Annotated in this window: 18 protein-coding genes; 3 read left to right on the top strand and 15 right to left on the bottom strand. The window is 31.9% G+C overall.

Translation table 11 applies throughout. From position 1 onward, the window contains the following. Positions 1 to 22: 22 nt before the first annotated feature. Together M890_RS0111690 and gcvP are read right to left on the bottom strand one after the other, a co-directional pair. The gene (locus M890_RS0111690) at positions 23 to 1081 is read right to left on the bottom strand and encodes a 3-oxoacyl-ACP synthase III family protein (protein WP_028283713.1); all 1059 of its coding nucleotides are present in this window, start codon (positions 1079 to 1081) and stop codon (positions 23 to 25) included. Positions 1082 to 1175: 94 nt separating this feature from the next. Next, a complete protein-coding gene (gene gcvP, locus M890_RS0111685) occupies positions 1176 to 4028 on the bottom strand; it encodes an aminomethyl-transferring glycine dehydrogenase (protein WP_028283712.1) in 2853 nt (950 codons plus the stop codon). 162 nt (positions 4029 to 4190) lie between these two features. Between gcvP and M890_RS0111680 the strand changes: the two genes are divergently transcribed. Beyond that, positions 4191 to 5018, top strand: coding sequence for a UbiA prenyltransferase family protein (locus M890_RS0111680; RefSeq protein WP_028283711.1), 828 nt, complete (start codon positions 4191 to 4193; stop codon positions 5016 to 5018). On the opposite strand, the gene M890_RS0111675 is transcribed toward M890_RS0111680, so the two are convergent. The 9 genes from M890_RS0111675 to M890_RS0111635 all read right to left on the bottom strand — a co-directional run bounded on the left by M890_RS0111675 (position 5001) and on the right by M890_RS0111635 (position 12108). Further along, positions 5001 to 5240: a hypothetical protein gene (locus M890_RS0111675; RefSeq protein ID WP_028283710.1), complete on the bottom strand. Its 240-nt coding sequence runs from the start codon at positions 5238 to 5240 to the stop codon at positions 5001 to 5003. The two genes, M890_RS0111680 and M890_RS0111675, sit on opposite strands and share 18 nt — an antisense overlap. 20 nt (positions 5241 to 5260) lie before the next feature. Then, the gene (locus M890_RS0111670; protein ID WP_028283709.1) at positions 5261 to 5815 is read right to left on the bottom strand and encodes a sigma-70 family RNA polymerase sigma factor; all 555 of its coding nucleotides are present in this window, start codon (positions 5813 to 5815) and stop codon (positions 5261 to 5263) included. A 274-nt stretch (positions 5816 to 6089) separates the two neighbouring features. After that, positions 6090 to 6440: a hypothetical protein gene (locus M890_RS0111665; protein ID WP_157243286.1), complete on the bottom strand. Its 351-nt coding sequence runs from the start codon at positions 6438 to 6440 to the stop codon at positions 6090 to 6092. Between the two features lie 5 nt (positions 6441 to 6445). Continuing rightward, positions 6446 to 6883: a hypothetical protein gene (locus M890_RS0111660; RefSeq protein ID WP_028283707.1), complete on the bottom strand. Its 438-nt coding sequence runs from the start codon at positions 6881 to 6883 to the stop codon at positions 6446 to 6448. After that, positions 6880 to 7215, bottom strand: coding sequence for a hypothetical protein (locus tag M890_RS0111655; RefSeq protein ID WP_028283706.1), 336 nt, complete (start codon positions 7213 to 7215; stop codon positions 6880 to 6882). Before M890_RS0111655 ends, M890_RS0111660 begins: the two co-directional genes overlap by 4 nt. Before the next feature lie 55 nt (positions 7216 to 7270). Further along, the gene (locus M890_RS0111650) at positions 7271 to 7774 is read right to left on the bottom strand and encodes a GbsR/MarR family transcriptional regulator (protein ID WP_028283705.1); all 504 of its coding nucleotides are present in this window, start codon (positions 7772 to 7774) and stop codon (positions 7271 to 7273) included. A 112-nt stretch (positions 7775 to 7886) separates the two neighbouring features. Further along, complete coding sequence (locus tag M890_RS0111645) at positions 7887 to 9917, bottom strand: M3 family metallopeptidase (protein ID WP_028283704.1); 2031 nt, start codon at positions 9915 to 9917, stop codon at positions 7887 to 7889. A 551-nt stretch (positions 9918 to 10468) separates the two neighbouring features. After that, a complete protein-coding gene (purE, locus tag M890_RS0111640) occupies positions 10469 to 10951 on the bottom strand; it encodes a 5-(carboxyamino)imidazole ribonucleotide mutase (RefSeq protein ID WP_028283703.1) in 483 nt (160 codons plus the stop codon). 2 nt (positions 10952 to 10953) lie between these two features. Next, positions 10954 to 12108 carry a 5-(carboxyamino)imidazole ribonucleotide synthase gene (locus M890_RS0111635; RefSeq protein ID WP_028283702.1) on the bottom strand — a complete coding sequence of 385 codons (1155 nt, stop codon included), beginning with the start codon at positions 12106 to 12108 and terminating at the stop codon, positions 10954 to 10956. A 120-nt stretch (positions 12109 to 12228) separates the two neighbouring features. Between M890_RS0111635 and M890_RS16650 the strand changes: the two genes are divergently transcribed. Continuing rightward, the gene (locus M890_RS16650; protein ID WP_084553671.1) at positions 12229 to 13344 is read left to right on the top strand and encodes an adenylate kinase; all 1116 of its coding nucleotides are present in this window, start codon (positions 12229 to 12231) and stop codon (positions 13342 to 13344) included. A 77-nt stretch (positions 13345 to 13421) separates the two neighbouring features. Beyond that, positions 13422 to 14417 (top strand): GTPase ObgE, encoded by a 996-nt coding sequence (gene obgE / locus M890_RS0111620; RefSeq protein WP_028283701.1) that lies wholly within the window; start codon positions 13422 to 13424, stop codon positions 14415 to 14417. Positions 14418 to 14794: 377 nt separating this feature from the next. Here the strand turns inward: obgE and M890_RS16105 are convergent, their stop codons facing one another. From M890_RS16105 to M890_RS0111595, 4 genes are all read right to left on the bottom strand, one after another. Further along, entirely contained in the window at positions 14795 to 15901 is a 1107-nt protein-coding gene (locus M890_RS16105) for an alpha/beta hydrolase family protein (protein ID WP_036597514.1), read from the bottom strand. A gap of 5 nt (positions 15902 to 15906) precedes the next feature. After that, positions 15907 to 16545 carry an SdpI family protein gene (locus tag M890_RS0111605; protein WP_028283700.1) on the bottom strand — a complete coding sequence of 213 codons (639 nt, stop codon included), beginning with the start codon at positions 16543 to 16545 and terminating at the stop codon, positions 15907 to 15909. 4 nt (positions 16546 to 16549) lie between these two features. Further along, positions 16550 to 16804 carry an autorepressor SdpR family transcription factor gene (locus M890_RS0111600; RefSeq protein WP_028283699.1) on the bottom strand — a complete coding sequence of 85 codons (255 nt, stop codon included), beginning with the start codon at positions 16802 to 16804 and terminating at the stop codon, positions 16550 to 16552. A gap of 96 nt (positions 16805 to 16900) precedes the next feature. Further along, positions 16901 to 18472 (bottom strand): hypothetical protein, encoded by a 1572-nt coding sequence (locus M890_RS0111595; RefSeq protein ID WP_028283698.1) that lies wholly within the window; start codon positions 18470 to 18472, stop codon positions 16901 to 16903. Positions 18473 to 18603 lie beyond the last annotated feature (131 nt).

Below are 18603 nucleotides of genomic sequence, written 5' to 3'. Positions count from 1 at the left end.
TTCAGAAATTAATACTGAATCTTTATTGTTTATATACTATAGCATTAATATTCATACCTGCACCAACACTGGCAAAAAGTATTACATCACCTTTATTAATCTCTTGGTTTTTTAGTTTGCCTTTTAGGATTAAATCATATAATGTAGGTACAGTTGCTACGCTAGAATTACCAAGCGTATTTATACTCATTGGCATAATGCCTTCTGGCATTTTCATATCGTGTAGCTTATAAAAACGTTTTACAATAGCTTCGTCCATTTTTTCGTTAGCTTGATGGATCAATATTTTTTTGACATCATTTATATTGTAGCCACTTTTTTCTAAACATGATTTAAGCGCTAATGGTACATTGGTTAATGCAAATTCGTAAATTTTACGACCATACATTTTAATGTATCTACGTTGACTAGTGGAGTCTAAATTGTTGGTTTCTCCAAAAAAGATAAAATGAGCTTCATCTAATGCATAAGTAGCAGACTCATGCGCAATAATTCCGCTATCATCATTAGTCTCTTCAATAATTACAGCACCTGCACCATCACTATAAATCATGGAGTCTCTATCATGTTTGTCAACAACTCTAGATAGTGTTTCTGTACCAATAACTAGACAGCGTTTAGCTAGGCCTGATTTAATAAAAGCATTGGCTTGTATGACACCTTCAATCCAACCTGGACATCCAAATAGTAGGTCGTAACCCACACATTTTGGGTTTTTAATTTGTAATAAATGTTTAACACGTGAAGCTATGCTTGGGACAGTATCACTTTGTTCTGTATTATGTTTAATGTCACCATAATTATGTGCAACGATAATATAATCTAAAGTCTCTTTGTCAATTTTAGCATCAGCAATTGCTTTTTCAGCTGCATAAAATGCAATATCAGAATTTAATAATTCTGGTTTTATGTAACGTCTTTCTTCAATACCAGTAATGGCTTTAAATTTATCAACAATTACCTCATTTGGGCTATTTATTTTTGATCCATCTGCATTTAAAAACTCATGATTATAAAAATCTTCATTTTTTTCAATAGTACTTGGAATGTAACTTCCTGTTCCAATAATTTTAATATTCATAAAAAAAGGATTGCCTTTAATTGTTTAACTGCTAAGATAAGCAGTTAAAAACTAAAGGCAATTTTATTGGTTAATTATTTACGATGTCCAACGCTTAGTTAGCTTCCATATATGCTTCAATTGGAGCGCAAGTACAGATTAAATTACGGTCTCCATAAGCATCGTCCACACGACGTACTGATGGCCAGAACTTGTTGTCTATCACGTAGTCCAAAGGATAAGCTGCTTTCTCACGAGTGTATGGTAATAACCATTCGTCACTTGTTAACATAGCTAATGTATGTGGTGCATTTTTTAACGGATTATTATCGTCATCCTTAGTTGCAGCATCAATTTCTTTTCTAATAGAAATCATAGCGTCACAAAAACGATCCATTTCAGCTTTACTTTCACTTTCTGTTGGCTCAATCATCATGGTTCCTGCAACCGGAAAAGATACTGTTGGAGCATGGAAACCATAGTCCATTAAACGTTTTGCAATATCAACAACTTCAATACCATGCTCTTTAAATGGACGACAATCTATAATCATCTCATGTGCAGCACGACCTTGTTCTCCAGAATATAAAGTTTCAAAAGCACCTTGTAGTCTGTGTTTGATATAATTAGCATTAAGTATAGCTATTTCGGTTGATTTTTTCAATCCTTCAGCTCCTAACATTTTTATGTAACCATAAGATATTAAACACGCTAAAGCAGATCCAAAAGGTGCAGCAGAAATAGCAGTTATAGCTTGGTCTCCACCAGTTTTTACCACAGGATTACCAGGTAAAAATGGTACTAATTGTTTAGCGACACAAATTGGTCCAACACCTGGTCCACCACCACCATGAGGTATGGCAAATGTTTTGTGTAAGTTTAAGTGACAAACGTCTGCACCAATATTTCCAGGATTAGTTAATCCAACTTGTGCATTCATATTGGCTCCATCCATGTAGACTTGACCACCATTATCATGTATTAATTGTGTGATAACTTTAATCCCAGACTCATAAACACCATGTGTTGATGGGTAGGTTACCATTAAGGCAGCTAAATTATCTTTGTGTAATTCGGCTTTTTCACGTAAGTCCTCTACATCAATATTACCATCCTCGTCAGCTTTAGTAACAACAACTTTCATTCCAGCCATTACTGCACTTGCAGGATTGGTTCCGTGTGCAGAACTTGGTATTAAGCAGATATTTCTGTGATGATCGTTTCTAGATTCGTGATACGCTCTAATAACCATTAATCCAGCATACTCACCTTGAGCTCCAGAGTTAGGTTGTAAAGAGGTTCCTGCAAAACCAGTGATTTCAGTTAATTGATCTTCTAATGCTTTAAGCATTTTTTGGTAACCTTCAGCTTGATCTACTGGGACAAATGGGTGAATGCTTCCCCAATTAGGAGAACTTAATGGTAGCATTTCTGAAGCTGCATTTAGCTTCATTGTGCAAGATCCAAGAGATATCATGGAGTGGTTTAAGGCTAAATCTTTACGTTCTAATCCTTTGATGTAACGCATTAATTCGGTTTCAGAATGATGCGTGTTAAATACGTCTAGTGTTAAAAATGCCGATTGACGTTGTAATGTGTCTTGAATATTGTTTGCTTCAGTAAAACTGTCTATTGTGATAGCAGGCTTTCCTTCCGCTTCAGCGAAAATTGAAATAATCTCGTTTATATCCTTTACAGAAGTCGTCTCGTTGATAGAGATTGTCACTGTGTTGTCATTAGGATAGTAGAAGTTGACTTCGTTATTTTCGGCAATTGTTTTTACTTTTGAAGCGTTTGCTTTAAGTTGAATGGTATCAAAAAACTCAGTATTTAACTGTTCGATTCCCATTGTAGTTAAAGCATTAGCTAGAGTAGTGGTTGCATTATGTACTTTATTTGCGATAAAAGTTAACCCTTTTGGTCCATGATATACTGCATACATACCAGCCATAACCGCTAATAATACTTGTGCTGTACAAATGTTAGAAGTTGCTTTATCACGTTTTATATGTTGCTCTCTAGTTTGTAAAGCCATACGTAAGGCTCTGTTACCATTTGCATCTTTGGTTACACCAATTATACGTCCAGGAATATCACGTTTGTACGCCTCTTTAGTTGCAAAATAAGCTGCATGTGGTCCACCATAACCCATTGGAATACCAAAGCGTTGTGTAGTACCAACGACAACATCTGCACCAAATTTACCAGGAGCTTCTAATTTTACTAAGCTTAAAATGTCTGCAGCAACAGCTACTTTAATATTATTTGCGTTAGCTTTTTCAATAAAGGTTTTGATATCTGTAATTTGACCATCTTTACCTGGATACTGCAGTATTGCTCCAAAAAAGTCTGTACTAAAATCAAACTCGGTTTCTTTTCCAATGACAAGTTCTACACCAATTGGAGTAGCACGAGTCTGTAATAAAGATAGGGTTTGAGGTAATATGGCATCACTTACAAAAAATTTAGAAACACCAGCTTTTTTTTGATCACGTTCTCTAACAGCAAATAGTAAGCTCATTGCTTCTGCAGCAGCAGTACTTTCGTCTAATAAAGACGCATTTGCTAACTCCATTCCTGTTAGGTCAGTAATCATGGTTTGGAAGTTAAGTAAAGCTTCTAAACGACCTTGAGCAATCTCGGCTTGATAAGGTGTATAAGCTGTGTACCAACCTGGATTTTCTAGAATGTTACGTTGTATAACAGCTGGTAAAATAGTTGGATGGTATCCTAAACCAATATAAGTTTTGTAAGTTTTGTTAAGTTTAGACAGGTTATTAATATGATTTGAATACTCATATTCTGTCATAGCTTCATCTAAATCTAAGTCTTTTTTAAGACGAATGTTAGCAGGAACAGTCTCAGATATTAATTGTTCAATAGTATCTGCGTTTACTGTTTGAAGCATTAGTTTTTGATCATTTTCTCTTGGACCAATGTGACGTAATGCGAAAGCGTTTGTGTTCATTTATGTTGTGTTGTTATTAACCTTTTTTACAAGGTTTGAGAAAAAATATAGTTGTTTTTTAATGATTGCAAAATTAACGAAAACTAATAGTAATATTTTGTTAAAAATTGAAAGTTTTCAACTAATCGGCTGCTTTATTAACAGATTAATTATTTTTGTCTAATGAAGGTTTTAAAACAGCTTTTAGATTTTTACATAAATAGTAGCATACATGTTGCTTTAGCAGTGTATGCCTTAAGTTGGATTACTTTAAAAAAGTTGAACATAAATGGTGACGAGACCATCCTTTATTTTAATTTTTTTGCAACAATTACAGGTTACAATTTTGTGAAGTATTTTGGTATTGCCAAATGGCATCACAGGAGTTTAGCTAATTGGTTAAAGGTTATCCAAGTGTTTTCATTAGTTTGTTTTGGCTTGATGTGTTATTATGCTTTGCAATTACAAAATAACAGCTTAATGCTAATTACTGGTTTTGGTATGGTTACCTTTTTATACGCCATCCCTTTTTTACCCAAAAAGTGGTATTTAGACACGCAACAAAACTTAAGGGATATTAGTGGTTTAAAGGTGTATGTTATTGCTTTAGTTTGGTGTGGAGTGACCGTTATTTTACCTGTTTTTAATAATAATGGTATGTTTAGTCAAGATGCTATTATTACAATAATCCAAAATTTTATTCTAGTTATTGCATTAATGTTGCCTTTTGAGATTAGAGATTTAAACTATGATAGCTTAAAATTAGCGACTATACCACAAAAAATTGGTGTAAAAAACACTAAACGGTTAGGTTATATATTAGTACTACTGTTTTATTTTGTAGAATATTTTAAAGATAATATTGATGCAACTGGATTGTTGTTTCAGTGTGTGATAAGTATAATTTTGTGTGTATTTATCTATTTTGCTAATGAAGATAGAAATGCATATTATACGTCGTTTTGGGTTGAAGCATTGCCTGTAATATGGATGCTATTGATGCTTCTGTAATTCTTTCTCAAAAGAAGTTTTAAGCTCTTTTTTTTCGGATATAGATAATTGGTTTCCTTTTATGGAATCTATTAATTGTGTTAACTTGGTATTGTTTTTAGAGTGTTGTCTGCACACTGCACACATAAATGTGTGAAATTTAAATTTCACTTTCTCAATAATAGAAGCCTCTTTATATTGAGCTTTATCGCAGATGTGACCTGATTCCTCACAAGAAATCATAAATTTTTTCATAAACATAATTAAAACCAATTTTTTTCTAAACAACCTGCCATAGCAGTTCTTGCTCTATGGATGATTACCCACAGATTAGACGCAGTTATTTCTAATTCATTACAGATTGTTTCGGTTTCATAATTTAAAATGGTTTTCATTTCAAATATCTGAGCTTGCTTTTTTGGTAATTTTGATAGACAATCATCGATTGCGTTAGCTAATTCGGTGTTTTCAATTTGGTCTTCTGCAGTTTTGTCAAAAGGGTCTGCAACGCGTTCTTCTAACCAGTCGCCTTCGGTTTCGCTATCTGCATTATAAGACATTCTAACTTCTGCTTTACCTTTATTAGAATTTATCTTACGATAATGATCAATGACTTTTCTTTTTAAGATGGAAACCAGCCATGTACGCTCACTAGCTTCACCTTTAAAATTTTTCATACTTTTTAAACCAGCAAGAAAAGTGTCAGACACTAAGTCTTGTGCTATTGCTCTGTCATTTACACGTGTAATGGTGTAATTAAAGAGGTAGTCGCTGTATAAATCTATCCATTTGTTAGGATTAATTTTGTGATCTGACATGTTTAAGATTTCTTTTTCGGGCTAAAAATACTAAAAATACAATTAAGTAATTACGTTTTTTTACATACAAATAATGTTATAACCAAAACTTATAAATGTCTAAACCTATAACAAAAGCTCAAAAATAGCCTTTTTAATAGTTTGTTTTAAAGGTATGGAATATCCAAAAACCCATACTCTTGTGTAGCTTAATCATAAAAATTAACCATTTATATAGTATTTAAATAAACTTTTTAAGTAGTACTTAGGGTTGTATTTGTATAATGACTCACTATTACTCTATAATTTGGCTAAGTTTTGTATTGTAATTTATAATTAAACGTGTTATTGCTAAATGAAATCCAGCCAATATGATAGCCATTAATGACCATATAAAAAAGATTAGTAATTGATTTAATACTATTATTTTGACGACAATTAATGCAATTACAACGCTAAACAAATAGATAGCGCCTAAAGTCTTAATTGACTTAGGTAGTTGATTAAAATTAAATATAACTTTTACACTTATAATAATTTGAATAATGCCTAATATGGGTAATGCTATTATGGCTCCATAAATAGTAAAGCTAATCAATACACAAATTATAAACGCCCAACTATTAATTGCATATAGATTTGTCATTGTAATTAGTTTATAATTGTCTGTAGGTTTAAGATAACTAACCACGTGTAAATTAATGCAAAGCTTACAAATAGTGTATTCATGAAATAACTTCCTATTTTAAAAATTATTTTCTGAGGAATTTGATACATAGGGTAATATGCAATTTGAGTGGCCACTTTACCTACCCAATACATGCCTATTAAAGCTGTTAGTGATAATGCTAAGTGACTTCCGTTTTTTAAATCTGTAGGTATTAGTATAGATATCAATCCAAAACAAAAATTTAATCCCTGTATATAACGACCATAAGTTTTTGCTATTTCTTGATTTAATGGTTTAAGTTGTTTAACATCATTATACCAATCAAATACTTGATGTCTTATATAAGGATAAATTAATGCAGTAAATATTTGACCACATCCTCCAAGTATTATTAACCAATTTGGAATTTGATATTTCATAGTTGAGTATTTTTAAGATTGTTTAAAATCCAGGTAAAGTAATACGCAAGACTCATTGGCATTATGATTATAAGTAAAACAACTAGGAATAATCCATTTAAATCTTTAACGATTAACCAACCTAAGCCATAACACAGTGTTAAAATCCAATACAGTATAATATGCTTTTGTTGTTTATTATTATACTGTTTCCACAGAAAAAGGATGCCTAAAGCGCTTAGTAATTGAACAGCACCAAGTAATATTTGAGCGTATAATCCTAGATAAAAAGTTAAGTATAAAATGGTAGTAGCAATGACTAGAAATTTGTTGATGTTAAATACTGTTTTCATAATTATTAAGTGTTTTAAACTTTCAATAATTATTGAAAGTTAATTTTAAATTTTTTTATTTAAAAAGTTTAAGTAAAGATTTGGTAATCCAGTTTTGTTTTTGATTTACTAGTTTATTTATCATCACGTCCATAGTTTCTGTTAACTCGTGTAATGCTTTGGTCTGTTTGATTAGTTCTTTTGTTTTTGCTGTACCATCATCTTTAATACTTGAAACTTCATCTAAAACTTTGACTACAGGTTTAATTTCCCTTCTGCTACGTTCCACAGCAACAATTCTAGCTAATTCTTGTACATCTTTTTCAGTTGTAAAAAACTCTTTACGTTCTCCAGCCACTAATGTTTTGGTTACAATTCCCCAATCCATTAGTTGTCTTAAATTCATGCTAGTATTACCTCTAGATATTTTAAGATCTTCCATAATCTCTTCCATTGATAATGGTTTGGTAGATATAAAAAGAAGCGCTTGTATTTGTGCCATAGCTTTATTGATTCCCCAAAGTGAACCTAAACTTCCCCAAGTACTAATAAATTTGTCTTTTGCTTCTTGATATTCCATGACACAAATATATTAATAATTTTTAAACTTTCAATAATTATTGAAAGTTTATTTTGTAGATTTAAAAAAAGCCATTCTAAACCTAGTTAAAATGGCTTTATGTAGTTTAAAATTATTTAATCAATCCAGCGCGTTTAAGTAAAGCTTCAGGTTTAGGCTCTTGACCTCTAAAGCGTTTGTACAATACCATTGGGTTGTCTGTACCACCTTTGGATAATACGTTATCCTTAAATTTAGTGGCCACGTCTTTATTAAAAATCCCTTTTTCTTTAAAATAGTCAAAAGCATCTGCATCTAAAACTTCTGCCCATTTGTAACTATAATATCCAGAGGAGTAACCACCTTGAAAAATATGTGCAAAAGCAGTACTCATACAGTTTTCTTTTACGTCAGGATATAAATTAGTGTTTTCAAAGGTTTTATTTTCATGTTGTTTAACGTTAGTAATGTCTGATGGATTTACACCATGCCAACTCATGTCTAATAAACCAAAGCTTAATTGTCTTAGGGTTTGCATGCCTTCCTGAAATGTTGCACTTTCTTTAATTTTTTGGACTAAATCCATTGGAATGATTTCGCCAGTTTCATAATGTTTAGCAAATAACTCTAAAGCTTCTTTTTCATAACACCAGTTTTCTAAAACTTGACTTGGTAGTTCTACAAAATCCCAAAATACACTAGTTCCTGATAAACTTGGGTAAGTGGTATTCGCTAACATACCATGTAATCCATGACCAAACTCATGAAATAAGGTAGTGACTTCATTGAAGGTTAATAACGATGGTTTGCTTTTAGTTGGTTTTGTAAAGTTGCAAACGTTAGATATGTGTGGTCTTTGGTTAATACCATCTTTAATAAATTGTGGTTTATAAGAGGTCATCCAAGCACCATTTCGTTTTCCAGCTCTAGGGAAAAAATCAGCATAAAAAATAGAGACTAATTCATTGTTTTCATCTAAAACCTCATACGTCATAACATCTTCATGGTACTTATCTATGGTATCAATTTTTTTAAATTGAAGCCCAAATAATTTATTTGCCACCTGAAAAGCACCATCTATAACATTTTCTAGTTTGAAGTAAGGTTTAAGTTGCTCGTCATCCAGATTAAATAGTTTTTGTTTTAATTTTTCTGAATAATAAGCAGAGTCCCATTTTTCTAATTGATCGATGTTGTCTAGTTCTTTTGCAAACTGCTCTAATTGGGCAAATTCACGTAAAGCAGCTGGTTTAGCTTTTACTAATAAGTCTTGTAAAAACGAATTTACTTTTTCAGGTGTCTGTGCCATACGCTCTTCTAAAACAAAGTGCGCATGTGTGGTGTAACCTAATAAGTTTGCACGTTCAAAACGCAGTCTAGCTATGTCTAACACATGTTGTTGATTATCTAATTTGTCGTTTTTAAAACCTTTTGCTCCAAAAGCTATTGCTAGTTTTTTACGTAATGCTCTATTATCTGCATAGGTCATAAATGGTATATAACTAGGATAATCTAATGTAATTAACCAACCATCTTTGTTTTTAGACTCTGCTAATTGTTTAGCAGCCTCAATAGCACCTTCTGGTAAACCTGATAAATCGGCTTCATTTGTAATTAGCATTTCAAAAGCATTAGTTTCTGCTAAAATGTTTTCTCCAAATTTTAATTTTAGGCTAGCCAATTGTTTATCAATTGCTCTTAATTGTTGTTTTTTATCTTCAGATAGGTTGGCACCATTTCTAGAAAAACTTTTATATTTTTTATCTAATAAAGTACTTTGTTCTGTATTTAAATTAAAACGGTCTTTATTGTCATAAACATGTTTTACTTTTTTAAATAAAGCTTCGTTTAAGGTTATATCATTTCCAAATTCTGTTAAAATAGGAGAGATATCTTGAGCTATTTTTTGAAGGTCATCATTAGTTTCTGCCGAGTTTAAATTGAAAAAAATACTGGTTACACGATCTAATTGTTGTCCAGAAAATTCTAAAGCTTCAATTGTGTTTTCAAAAGTTGGGGTTTCTGTATTATTTACGATTGCCTCAATTTCTAATTTGGTATCCTCAATTAGTTTTAAAATGGCAGGTTTATAGTCTTCGTTTTTTATAGATTGAAAAGGCGAAGTGTTAAAATTTGTGCTAAAATTATTTAAAAGTATATTCATTATAACGTTTTAGTAAAATTTATGATGTTAAAATTAATATTTTAATTGCATATTAATTATTTAATTGATTATTTTTGCAAATGATTTTTTCCCGTGAGTTGGTTACTCACATAAAAATTATTGATTAATAGCGATAAAAAGCCTCAGACTTGTCTGAGGCTTTTTTTTATCTTGTTTTTTACCGATTTATTATCACTCTTCATCTAATATTCTAAAATATTACAATAAGTTGTATGTTTTTGTAAGAAAAGTCACTTTTTTGCAACTGTTTTTTTGATATGAGTAATATATTCTCATAAATAGAAAATAATAGCGATGGAAGCCTCAGACTTATGTTTGGGGCTTTTTTTTGTTTAAAAGCTATTGTTTGACCGATAAATTTGTTTTTTATCGAAACCTTAAGTTTTTTTAGTTGCTAATTGTACTAACAGAGCCATAAGTTGCACCTTTGACTTAAGTTTTTTTGGTGTGAGAGTATATTTATATGACCACATATAGAAAGATTAATAGCGATTGAAAACCCCAACCTAGTTGGGGTTTTCTGTTTTTCGCTATTTAATATCTTTGGCTGCCTGTTCTACTTTTTGTTTAAGACCCTGTTTGTAAGCAATAATTTTATTTAAAACTTCAGGATTAGAGGCACCAATAATTTGTGCTGCTAAAATACCTGCGTTTTTAGCTCCATTTAAGGCTACTGTAGCAACAGGAACTCCTCCTGGCATTTGTAGAATTGATAAAACAGAGTCCCATCCATCTATAGAGTTGCTGCTTTTAACAGGTACACCAATTATAGGTAAAGGACTTAATGATGCTACCATACCTGGTAAATGCGCAGCTCCACCAGCTCCTGCAATTATGACACTAATGCCTCTTTTATGTGCATTTTTACTAAAATCGAATAATTTTTCCGGTGTGCGATGTGCTGATACGATATCTACTTCTATGTCTATTTTAAATTCTGTTAAAATATCAATAGCGTCTTGCATGACTGGCATATCACTATTGCTTCCCATTATTACTGCTACTTTGCTCATAATTATAAACTTATTACTTCAATACTATTCTTAACTTTTTCAGCAATTTGTCGTGCTATATTTAAATTTTCATCTACAATGGTAACATGTCCCATTTTTCTAAATGGTCGTGTTTCTTTTTTACCATAAATATGCGGTGTAACACCATCCATAGCCATTATAGATTCTATATTTTTGTAGTGTACTTGACCTGTATAACCTTCTGCACCAACAAGATTAACCATTACGCTTGCCACTTTATTATCAGTTTTACCAAGAGGTAAACCTAAAATAGCGCGTATGTGTTGCTCAAATTGAGATGTGTAGCTTCCTTCTATAGTTTGATGACCAGAATTATGTGGTCTTGGTGCAACTTCGTTAATTAGTATTTTATCATCTTCGGTTTGAAATAACTCAACAGCTAATAAACCAACGTGATTAAAAGCTTCAGATGTTTTTAGTGCAATATCTTGTGCCTTTTTAGCAACTTCTGCGCTTATTCTTGCTGGACAAATAACATATTCTACTTGGTTAGCTTCAGGATGAAACTCCATTTCTACCACAGGATAGGTTTTCATTTCTCCATTAGCACTTCTAGCAACAATTACTGCTAATTCGTTTTTAAACGGAATTAATTGTTCTGCTATACATTCGCCTTTAGGCAAATCTTTTAAGTCTGCTATGGATCTTACAATTTTTACACCATTACCATCATAACCAAATTGTGCAGCTTTCCATACAAATGGTAAGTTTAAACCACCATTATCAATAGCGTCTTCAATTTCAGATACATAAGCAAACCTACTAAAAGGTGCTGTTGGTAAATTGTGGTCTTGATAAAATAATTTTTGAGTCGCCTTATTTTGTATGCGTCGCAACGTTTTTGACGATGGGTAAACTGTTATCCCTTCGTTTTCTAGTTTTTCTAACGCAGCAACGTTAACATTTTCGATTTCGATGGTTAAAACATTTACCTGCTTACCAAAGTTATAAACAGTATCAAAATCCATCAAGTCACCTTTAGTAAACTCATTACAAGCCATACGACTAGGAGCTTGGTCACTATTGTCTAAAATACAAGTGTAAATGTCAAATTTTCTAGTATTATAAAGCAGCATTTTGCCTAATTGGCCACCACCTAAAATACCTAATTTAAAGTCTGAAGAAAAATAATTCATTGGTCATAAATCGTGTTAGCTACAAAAATACATTTTAAAACCAAAACAGTGCCTAAAAATCGAATTCAAATATCTGTTAAGCAGTCACAAATGCTTATATTTGCGCTTTAAATTTATAAAATGCAAACTATTACGCTTCACGACAAACAGTTTAAACCATTTATTTCTGAATCAGAATTGGATGATGCTGTGACAAAAATGGCTAATCAAGTCGCTCACGATTTAGGAGACGAAGTCCCTGTTTTTATTGGGATTTTAAATGGATCGTTTATGTTAGTAAGCGATTTTGTAAAAAAATATCCAAAGCCTTGCGAGGTGACTTTTATAAAATTAGCCTCTTATGAAGGTGTAAAGTCAACAGAAGACATACAGCGTTTAATTGGCTTGACACAAGATTTAACTGGACGCACAGTAGTTATTTTAGAGGATATAATTGATACAGGTAATACCTTAGAAGAAGTACACCGCATTTTTAAATCCGAAAACGTAAAACAATTACTTATAGCAACACTGTTTTACAAACCGGAAGCATATAAAAAAGACTTTAAATTACATTATGTTGGTCTAGAGATTCCTAATAAATTCATAGTAGGCTATGGTCTAGATTATGATGGATTAGGTCGCGATTTACCAGCAGTATACCAATTAAAAACAACACAACACATGACTAATTTAGTGCTATTTGGACCTCCAGGAGCAGGAAAAGGAACGCAAGCTAATTTTTTAAAAGAAAAATATGATCTAGTACATATATCTACAGGAGATGTATTTAGATACAATATCAAAAACCAAACAGCTTTAGGTACGCTAGCCAAGTCTTACATGGACAAAGGACATTTAGTGCCAGATCAAGTAACAATTGATATGCTAGAGGCAGAGGTAGAGCGTAATGCAGGAGCTAAAGGTTTTATTTTTGATGGTTTTCCAAGAAATGAAACACAAGCTATAGCTTTAGATAAAATTATGGCAAGTAAAGACTCTGAAGTTAGCGCAATGGTAGCTTTAGAAGTTGAAGATGAGGTTTTAGTACAACGTTTGTTGGAACGTGGTAAGACCAGTGGAAGAAAAGACGACTCTGACGAGTCTATTATTAGAAACAGAATTAAAGTTTATTACAACGAAACTGCAATTTTAAAAGACTACTACGCAGCACAAAATAAATATTTTGGAGTAGATGGTATTGGTGGTATAGAAGATATTACCAAACGCTTAAACGCTGTGATTGACAAATTGTAATACAAACAAATTTGTTTGAGTTAATATATATTAGTGAAAACTTTTAGCTGTTAACGTTTTAAATTTTTAACTAAATTATGACTGAGGGAAATTTTGTAGACTACGTAAAAATGCATGTCTCTTCTGGTAACGGAGGAAAAGGATCTGTGCATTTACATCGCGAAAAATTTATTACAAAAGGTGGACCAGATGGAGGAGATGGTGGACGTGGAGGACACGTTATATTAAGAGGTAACTCTAACCTTTGGACACTATTGCATCTAAAATTTAAAAGACATATTAGAGCAGGACATGGTGGACATGGTAGTAAAAGTAGAAGCTCTGGAGAAGATGGAGAAGATATGTACGCAGAAGTACCATTAGGTACTGTGGTTAGAGATACAGAAACTAACGAGATTCTTTTTGAAATCACAGAAGATGGAGAAGAGCGTATTGTGGCAGAAGGTGGAAAAGGTGGTCTAGGTAACTGGCACTTTAAAACCTCTACAAACCAAACACCACGATATGCACAACCAGGTCTTCCTTTAGAAGAAAAATTTATAACCCTAGAACTTAAAGTTTTAGCAGATGTAGGTTTAGTTGGATTTCCAAATGCAGGAAAATCCACATTACTATCTGTGGTAACCTCAGCAAAACCAAAAATTGCTGATTACGAGTTTACAACACTTAAACCAAACCTTGGAATAGTTAAATACAGAGATTTTCAAACCTTCGTAATGGCAGATATTCCTGGGATTATTGAAGGTGCAGCAGAAGGTAAAGGATTAGGGTATTACTTTTTACGTCACATAGAGCGTAATTCGATTTTACTATTTTTAATACCAGCAGATGCGCCAGAGATTAAGGCACAGTATGAGATTTTGTTGGACGAGTTAAGACGTTACAATCCAGAAATGCTTGACAAAGATCGTATGATTGCCATCTCTAAGTCAGACATGTTGGACGACGAGCTTAAAGCAGAACTAAAAGCCGAATTGGATAAAACACTTCCAATTCCTTACCAATTTATATCAAGTGTAGCACAACAAGGTTTAACCGAGTTGAAAGACACACTATGGAAAATGCTTAACTAAATTATTTTGGGCGTTACCCACTTTTGCTTTTAAGTTGCAAAAGTGGGTCAGGCTGTCCATTATATCTTTTTTTGCCATATATGGCAGCAAAAAAAGGATGTCATTTCCATCCTTAACGCAAAGCCAACATTATCTTAAACACTAAGATTACTTCACATAGTTAAATGTTATTTTAATGAGCATTATAAAAAATGTAGCTATTCGTTTTTTTATTAGCATTTTGGTAGCAGGATTAATATCCAAACAATTTCCTCAATTCGAGTTTATCCTATTAATAACAAAAACCATTGCAATATTTTTGTTATTAAGCAAAATGGCAAATAAATTTTAGAATCCTACTATTGGTTTTTACCCCTATAATGTAAAATTAAAGTGGACTAAAATCTGGCATTAATCCAATCTGATATTAGTTTTAAAGCAACAGGAGAAAAAGTTTCCTCAATTTTAGCATACTCATTAATATTTCCAGTTTTAGCAGTTTGAAACAAATGATTCAAACCCTCAATTTCTTGGATGGTTACATCCTTATTTTTGGCTGTTTCAAGATGTTTTTTAATGGCAGGTAAATTTATTTCTGGTAAAACTTGTACATCTTTAGTTCCGTTAAGGACCAATACAGGACAAGTTACTTTTTCTAAATATGCTTTTGGGTCTAATGTTATAAATGCATAAAGCCAAGGATTAGTTAATTGTGAAGCTAATTGCTTAATTACTATATTGTTTGCATAAACAGCAAACGGACTTTGATCTGCTTCTAATTGTTTTTTATAGTTTTCTAATGCTAAAGTTATAGCAGCCTTTTGCTTTTCTGTTTCAGTTTCAGTGTATAAAGCATCATAAGCAACAGTTGTTAATTGGTGGTTAAAAGCAATGCCTTCTTTAGTAGTCCCTTGTAGTTCTGCAATTTTTTTGCTTTGTGACTGTAGTACTTCCTGTCCATTAACACCTGTACCAGCAAGCATGACAATAAAAGCGACGTTTGTATTGGTAGATGCTACTATTGGTGCAATTAATCCGCCTTCGCTATGACCAATTAATCCAATTTTTGATGCATCAATATCTTTACGTGTTTTCAAAAAATTAATACCAGCTTCAACATCTTTGGCTAAATCAAAGGTAGTAGCTGTACTAAAATCGCCTTCAGATTGTGCTGTACCACGTTCGTCATAACGTAAAACAGCAATTCCGTTATTGGTTAAATAATCTGCAATTACCCAAAACGATTTGTGACCCATGATGTCGCAATCTCTATCATGTGCACCTGAACCATTAATTAAAATGGCGACAGGAGGATTGATAGTATCTTTTGGTAACGTTAATGTACCAGCTAACACTATGCTGTCTGCTGCTGTGTTAATAAAAGTAACGTCTTCAATTTTATAGTTAAAAGGTCCTTTTGGTGTCTGAGGTTTTTCGGTTTGTGCAACAGTCAAACTTGTAAATAATATAAACAGCTCAACTGATAGGTTATTTAAATACTTCATAATAACTATTTTATTTTTTTAAATTCAATATAAGAATGCACTAACGGTATTATGGTAATTAATACTGCTATTATGACAAACAACGTAGCTGCTGTTTGTGCTGTAAAGATTAAGCTCATGCAAACAATTAGTAAACCACCAACAAACCATATTTTACCACCTAAAAGATGCGTTTTTTTCCAAACTGTTTCGTTTTCTAAAGTCCAAGGTGTTTTGATACCAATAAAGTAATTAGGTTTTACCGTTTTCATAAAATTACCAAGACCAGCAAATAATAATCCAAGTAGTATGTATATAATGTTTGGGCTAGAAAAGCTTTGTGTTTTTGAGCTGTAAATTATAAATAAGGCTAGTACAGACATAAACAAGACTAAGAAAAATTTTAATTGCTCATACTTTTTCCCCATTGTAGCAATCTTATTTTTTGGATCAATTTTGGGTGCAATGGTCATTATAATATAAACTAAAACAGGTAACATAAACGGAATTAATAGTAAGGTGTTTTTACTACCATAACCATCAATTTCTCCACTAGCATTCCAATGGGTTGGTACTGTTTCTGGTAAAGTATTCCAGATGTAAGCTAAATATATAAATGGCAAAGCCATTAATATTATATACGGAAATTCTTTTTTAAGATTCATAATTTTATTGTTTTAAAGTTATAATCCATTTAAGTACATCTTCCAAAATGGTGGTATTTATAGTATACTCTACATACTGACCTTTCTTCTCGCTGGTTACTAAATCTGCACGTTTTAAAATGTCTAAATGATGTGATATACTAGGTTTACTAATATTAAAAGCATCAGCAATTTGTCCTGCAGTAAGATTATCTTCTTTTAGAAGTTCCAAAATCTGACGTCTTGTATCGTCGTTTAAAGCTTTAAATAATAAATTCACTAATTAGGTATTTAGACAAATATCTAAATATTAATTGATATGTCAAAAAAAAAGCTTCCTAAAATGGAAGCTTTTAATTTTAATCTGTTAAAAATGTTAGAACTTGATCTTTAAAATTCGTGTATTTTTTTTCTTTTTACCTGGTAAAATAACAGTACGATCGTTAAGATTTACAACACCATCATTAACCTTGTAATAAACTTTAGAGTCTTTATCGTCGATTAATTTTTCAAAATCAAAAGCACCATTTTTATCAATAGATATCATATATAAATTTGACTTTTTGGCTTTAGTTTGTTTAAAAGCAATACGGTCTGCACTAAGTTTTTTAATATTATCAGAGCAGTTTATAAAAAAGTAAGTTGTTTCTCCTACTGGAATTGAAGTGTAAGAGCTATTAGTAAGACCAGTTTGTGCTTTATTGATGTTTCTAGCCCATTTTAAGTCACCATCTTTATCTAATCTAACGCTCATAATGTCATTAAAATGGTAAATGGTATAAGTAGACATTCCACCACTACCATTCATAGATGTATGTGTGGTAATAAAAAACTCCTCTGCGTTTACAATAATGTCACCATTATCCATTGTAAAAATGCCTTTAAAATCTATATTTTTAATACCCTTTTTCTGTTTTCTTTTTTTTCTGTTTTCTTTATTACCATATTTATCTGTCATAAACTCATCAGAGAAAGGTGTGAATTTTTCAGTCTCCATAGCAAGCGTATCTGGATTTAAATTAAATAAACAAACACCATTATAATTACCTTGGTCTTTAACTCCGTAAAAACCAACACATGATAATCTGTCCTCTGTTTTGATTAACTCCATTGACGAGATAAATTTATCTGCCTTTTTAAACGCTGTTGTTTTTTGTCCATCTGCATTTACTTTTAGCAATTCAAAGTGGTAATTAGCTTCGCCTTTTTTCTTAGACTTTCTGGAGTTGTTTTCAAAAGCTTTACCTAAAAAGTAAACGGTTCCGTCTTTGTCATCGACATCAATACTATTGTATTCAAACAATTTGTCCTTAATATCTTTTTCTATTAATTTATCATAAACACTTTCAAAATTAGTATTGAAAACAAATATTTTGTGGGTCTCTTTATCTTTATTGTTAAAATCAAAGTTGATAGCAAAAAACGCATTGTTTTTAGACATAATTACTTCTCCCATATGGTTTCCATCCATTTGAGAAAAGTTATTTATAAAAATGGGAAAAATACCTATTCCAAAATACTTTTGCATGTTGTCTTCAGAGAATGACAATAATTCTTTTTTGCTGAATTTTAGGTCTTTAAGGTTTGAAGACACCACATTAAATACTATTTTATCTGCTTTTTTGTCGTGGTCAAATTCTATGATATGCAATTGTCCATCTTTAATAAATGCATTTTGAATAAAATTATTGTCTACCTCATATTCAACCTCTTTGATTAACTTTAATTTTGCGTCAAAGTGCTGAATGTAATACCCTTTTAATTTAGGAATCAAGCCACCTATAAAAGATCTGATAGTAATTAGTCCTCCGTTATCATCTTCTAAAGAAAAGACTAGAGAGCTGTTTTTTTTGGAGTCTTTAAAAATTTCACTTTTAGTTAAAGACACGGTTTGTGCGCTTATTGAAAATGCGAAAAGCAAAGCAATAAGTAATACTGATTTTTTCATTATGGTTAGTTTAGTTTGGCCTAAAAATAAATTTTTTAAACCTCTTACAAACTATTATATCCATTTTTTATCACTTAAAGTGGGATAGTTGCAATCCTAACTAGTGTGTTGTATGATTTAGTTTGTTGTCG

The organism is Olleya marilimosa CAM030 (genome assembly GCF_000518485.1).
Classification (GTDB): domain Bacteria; phylum Bacteroidota; class Bacteroidia; order Flavobacteriales; family Flavobacteriaceae; genus Olleya; species Olleya marilimosa.
This window is presented reverse-complemented; position numbering and strand designations above follow the sequence as displayed.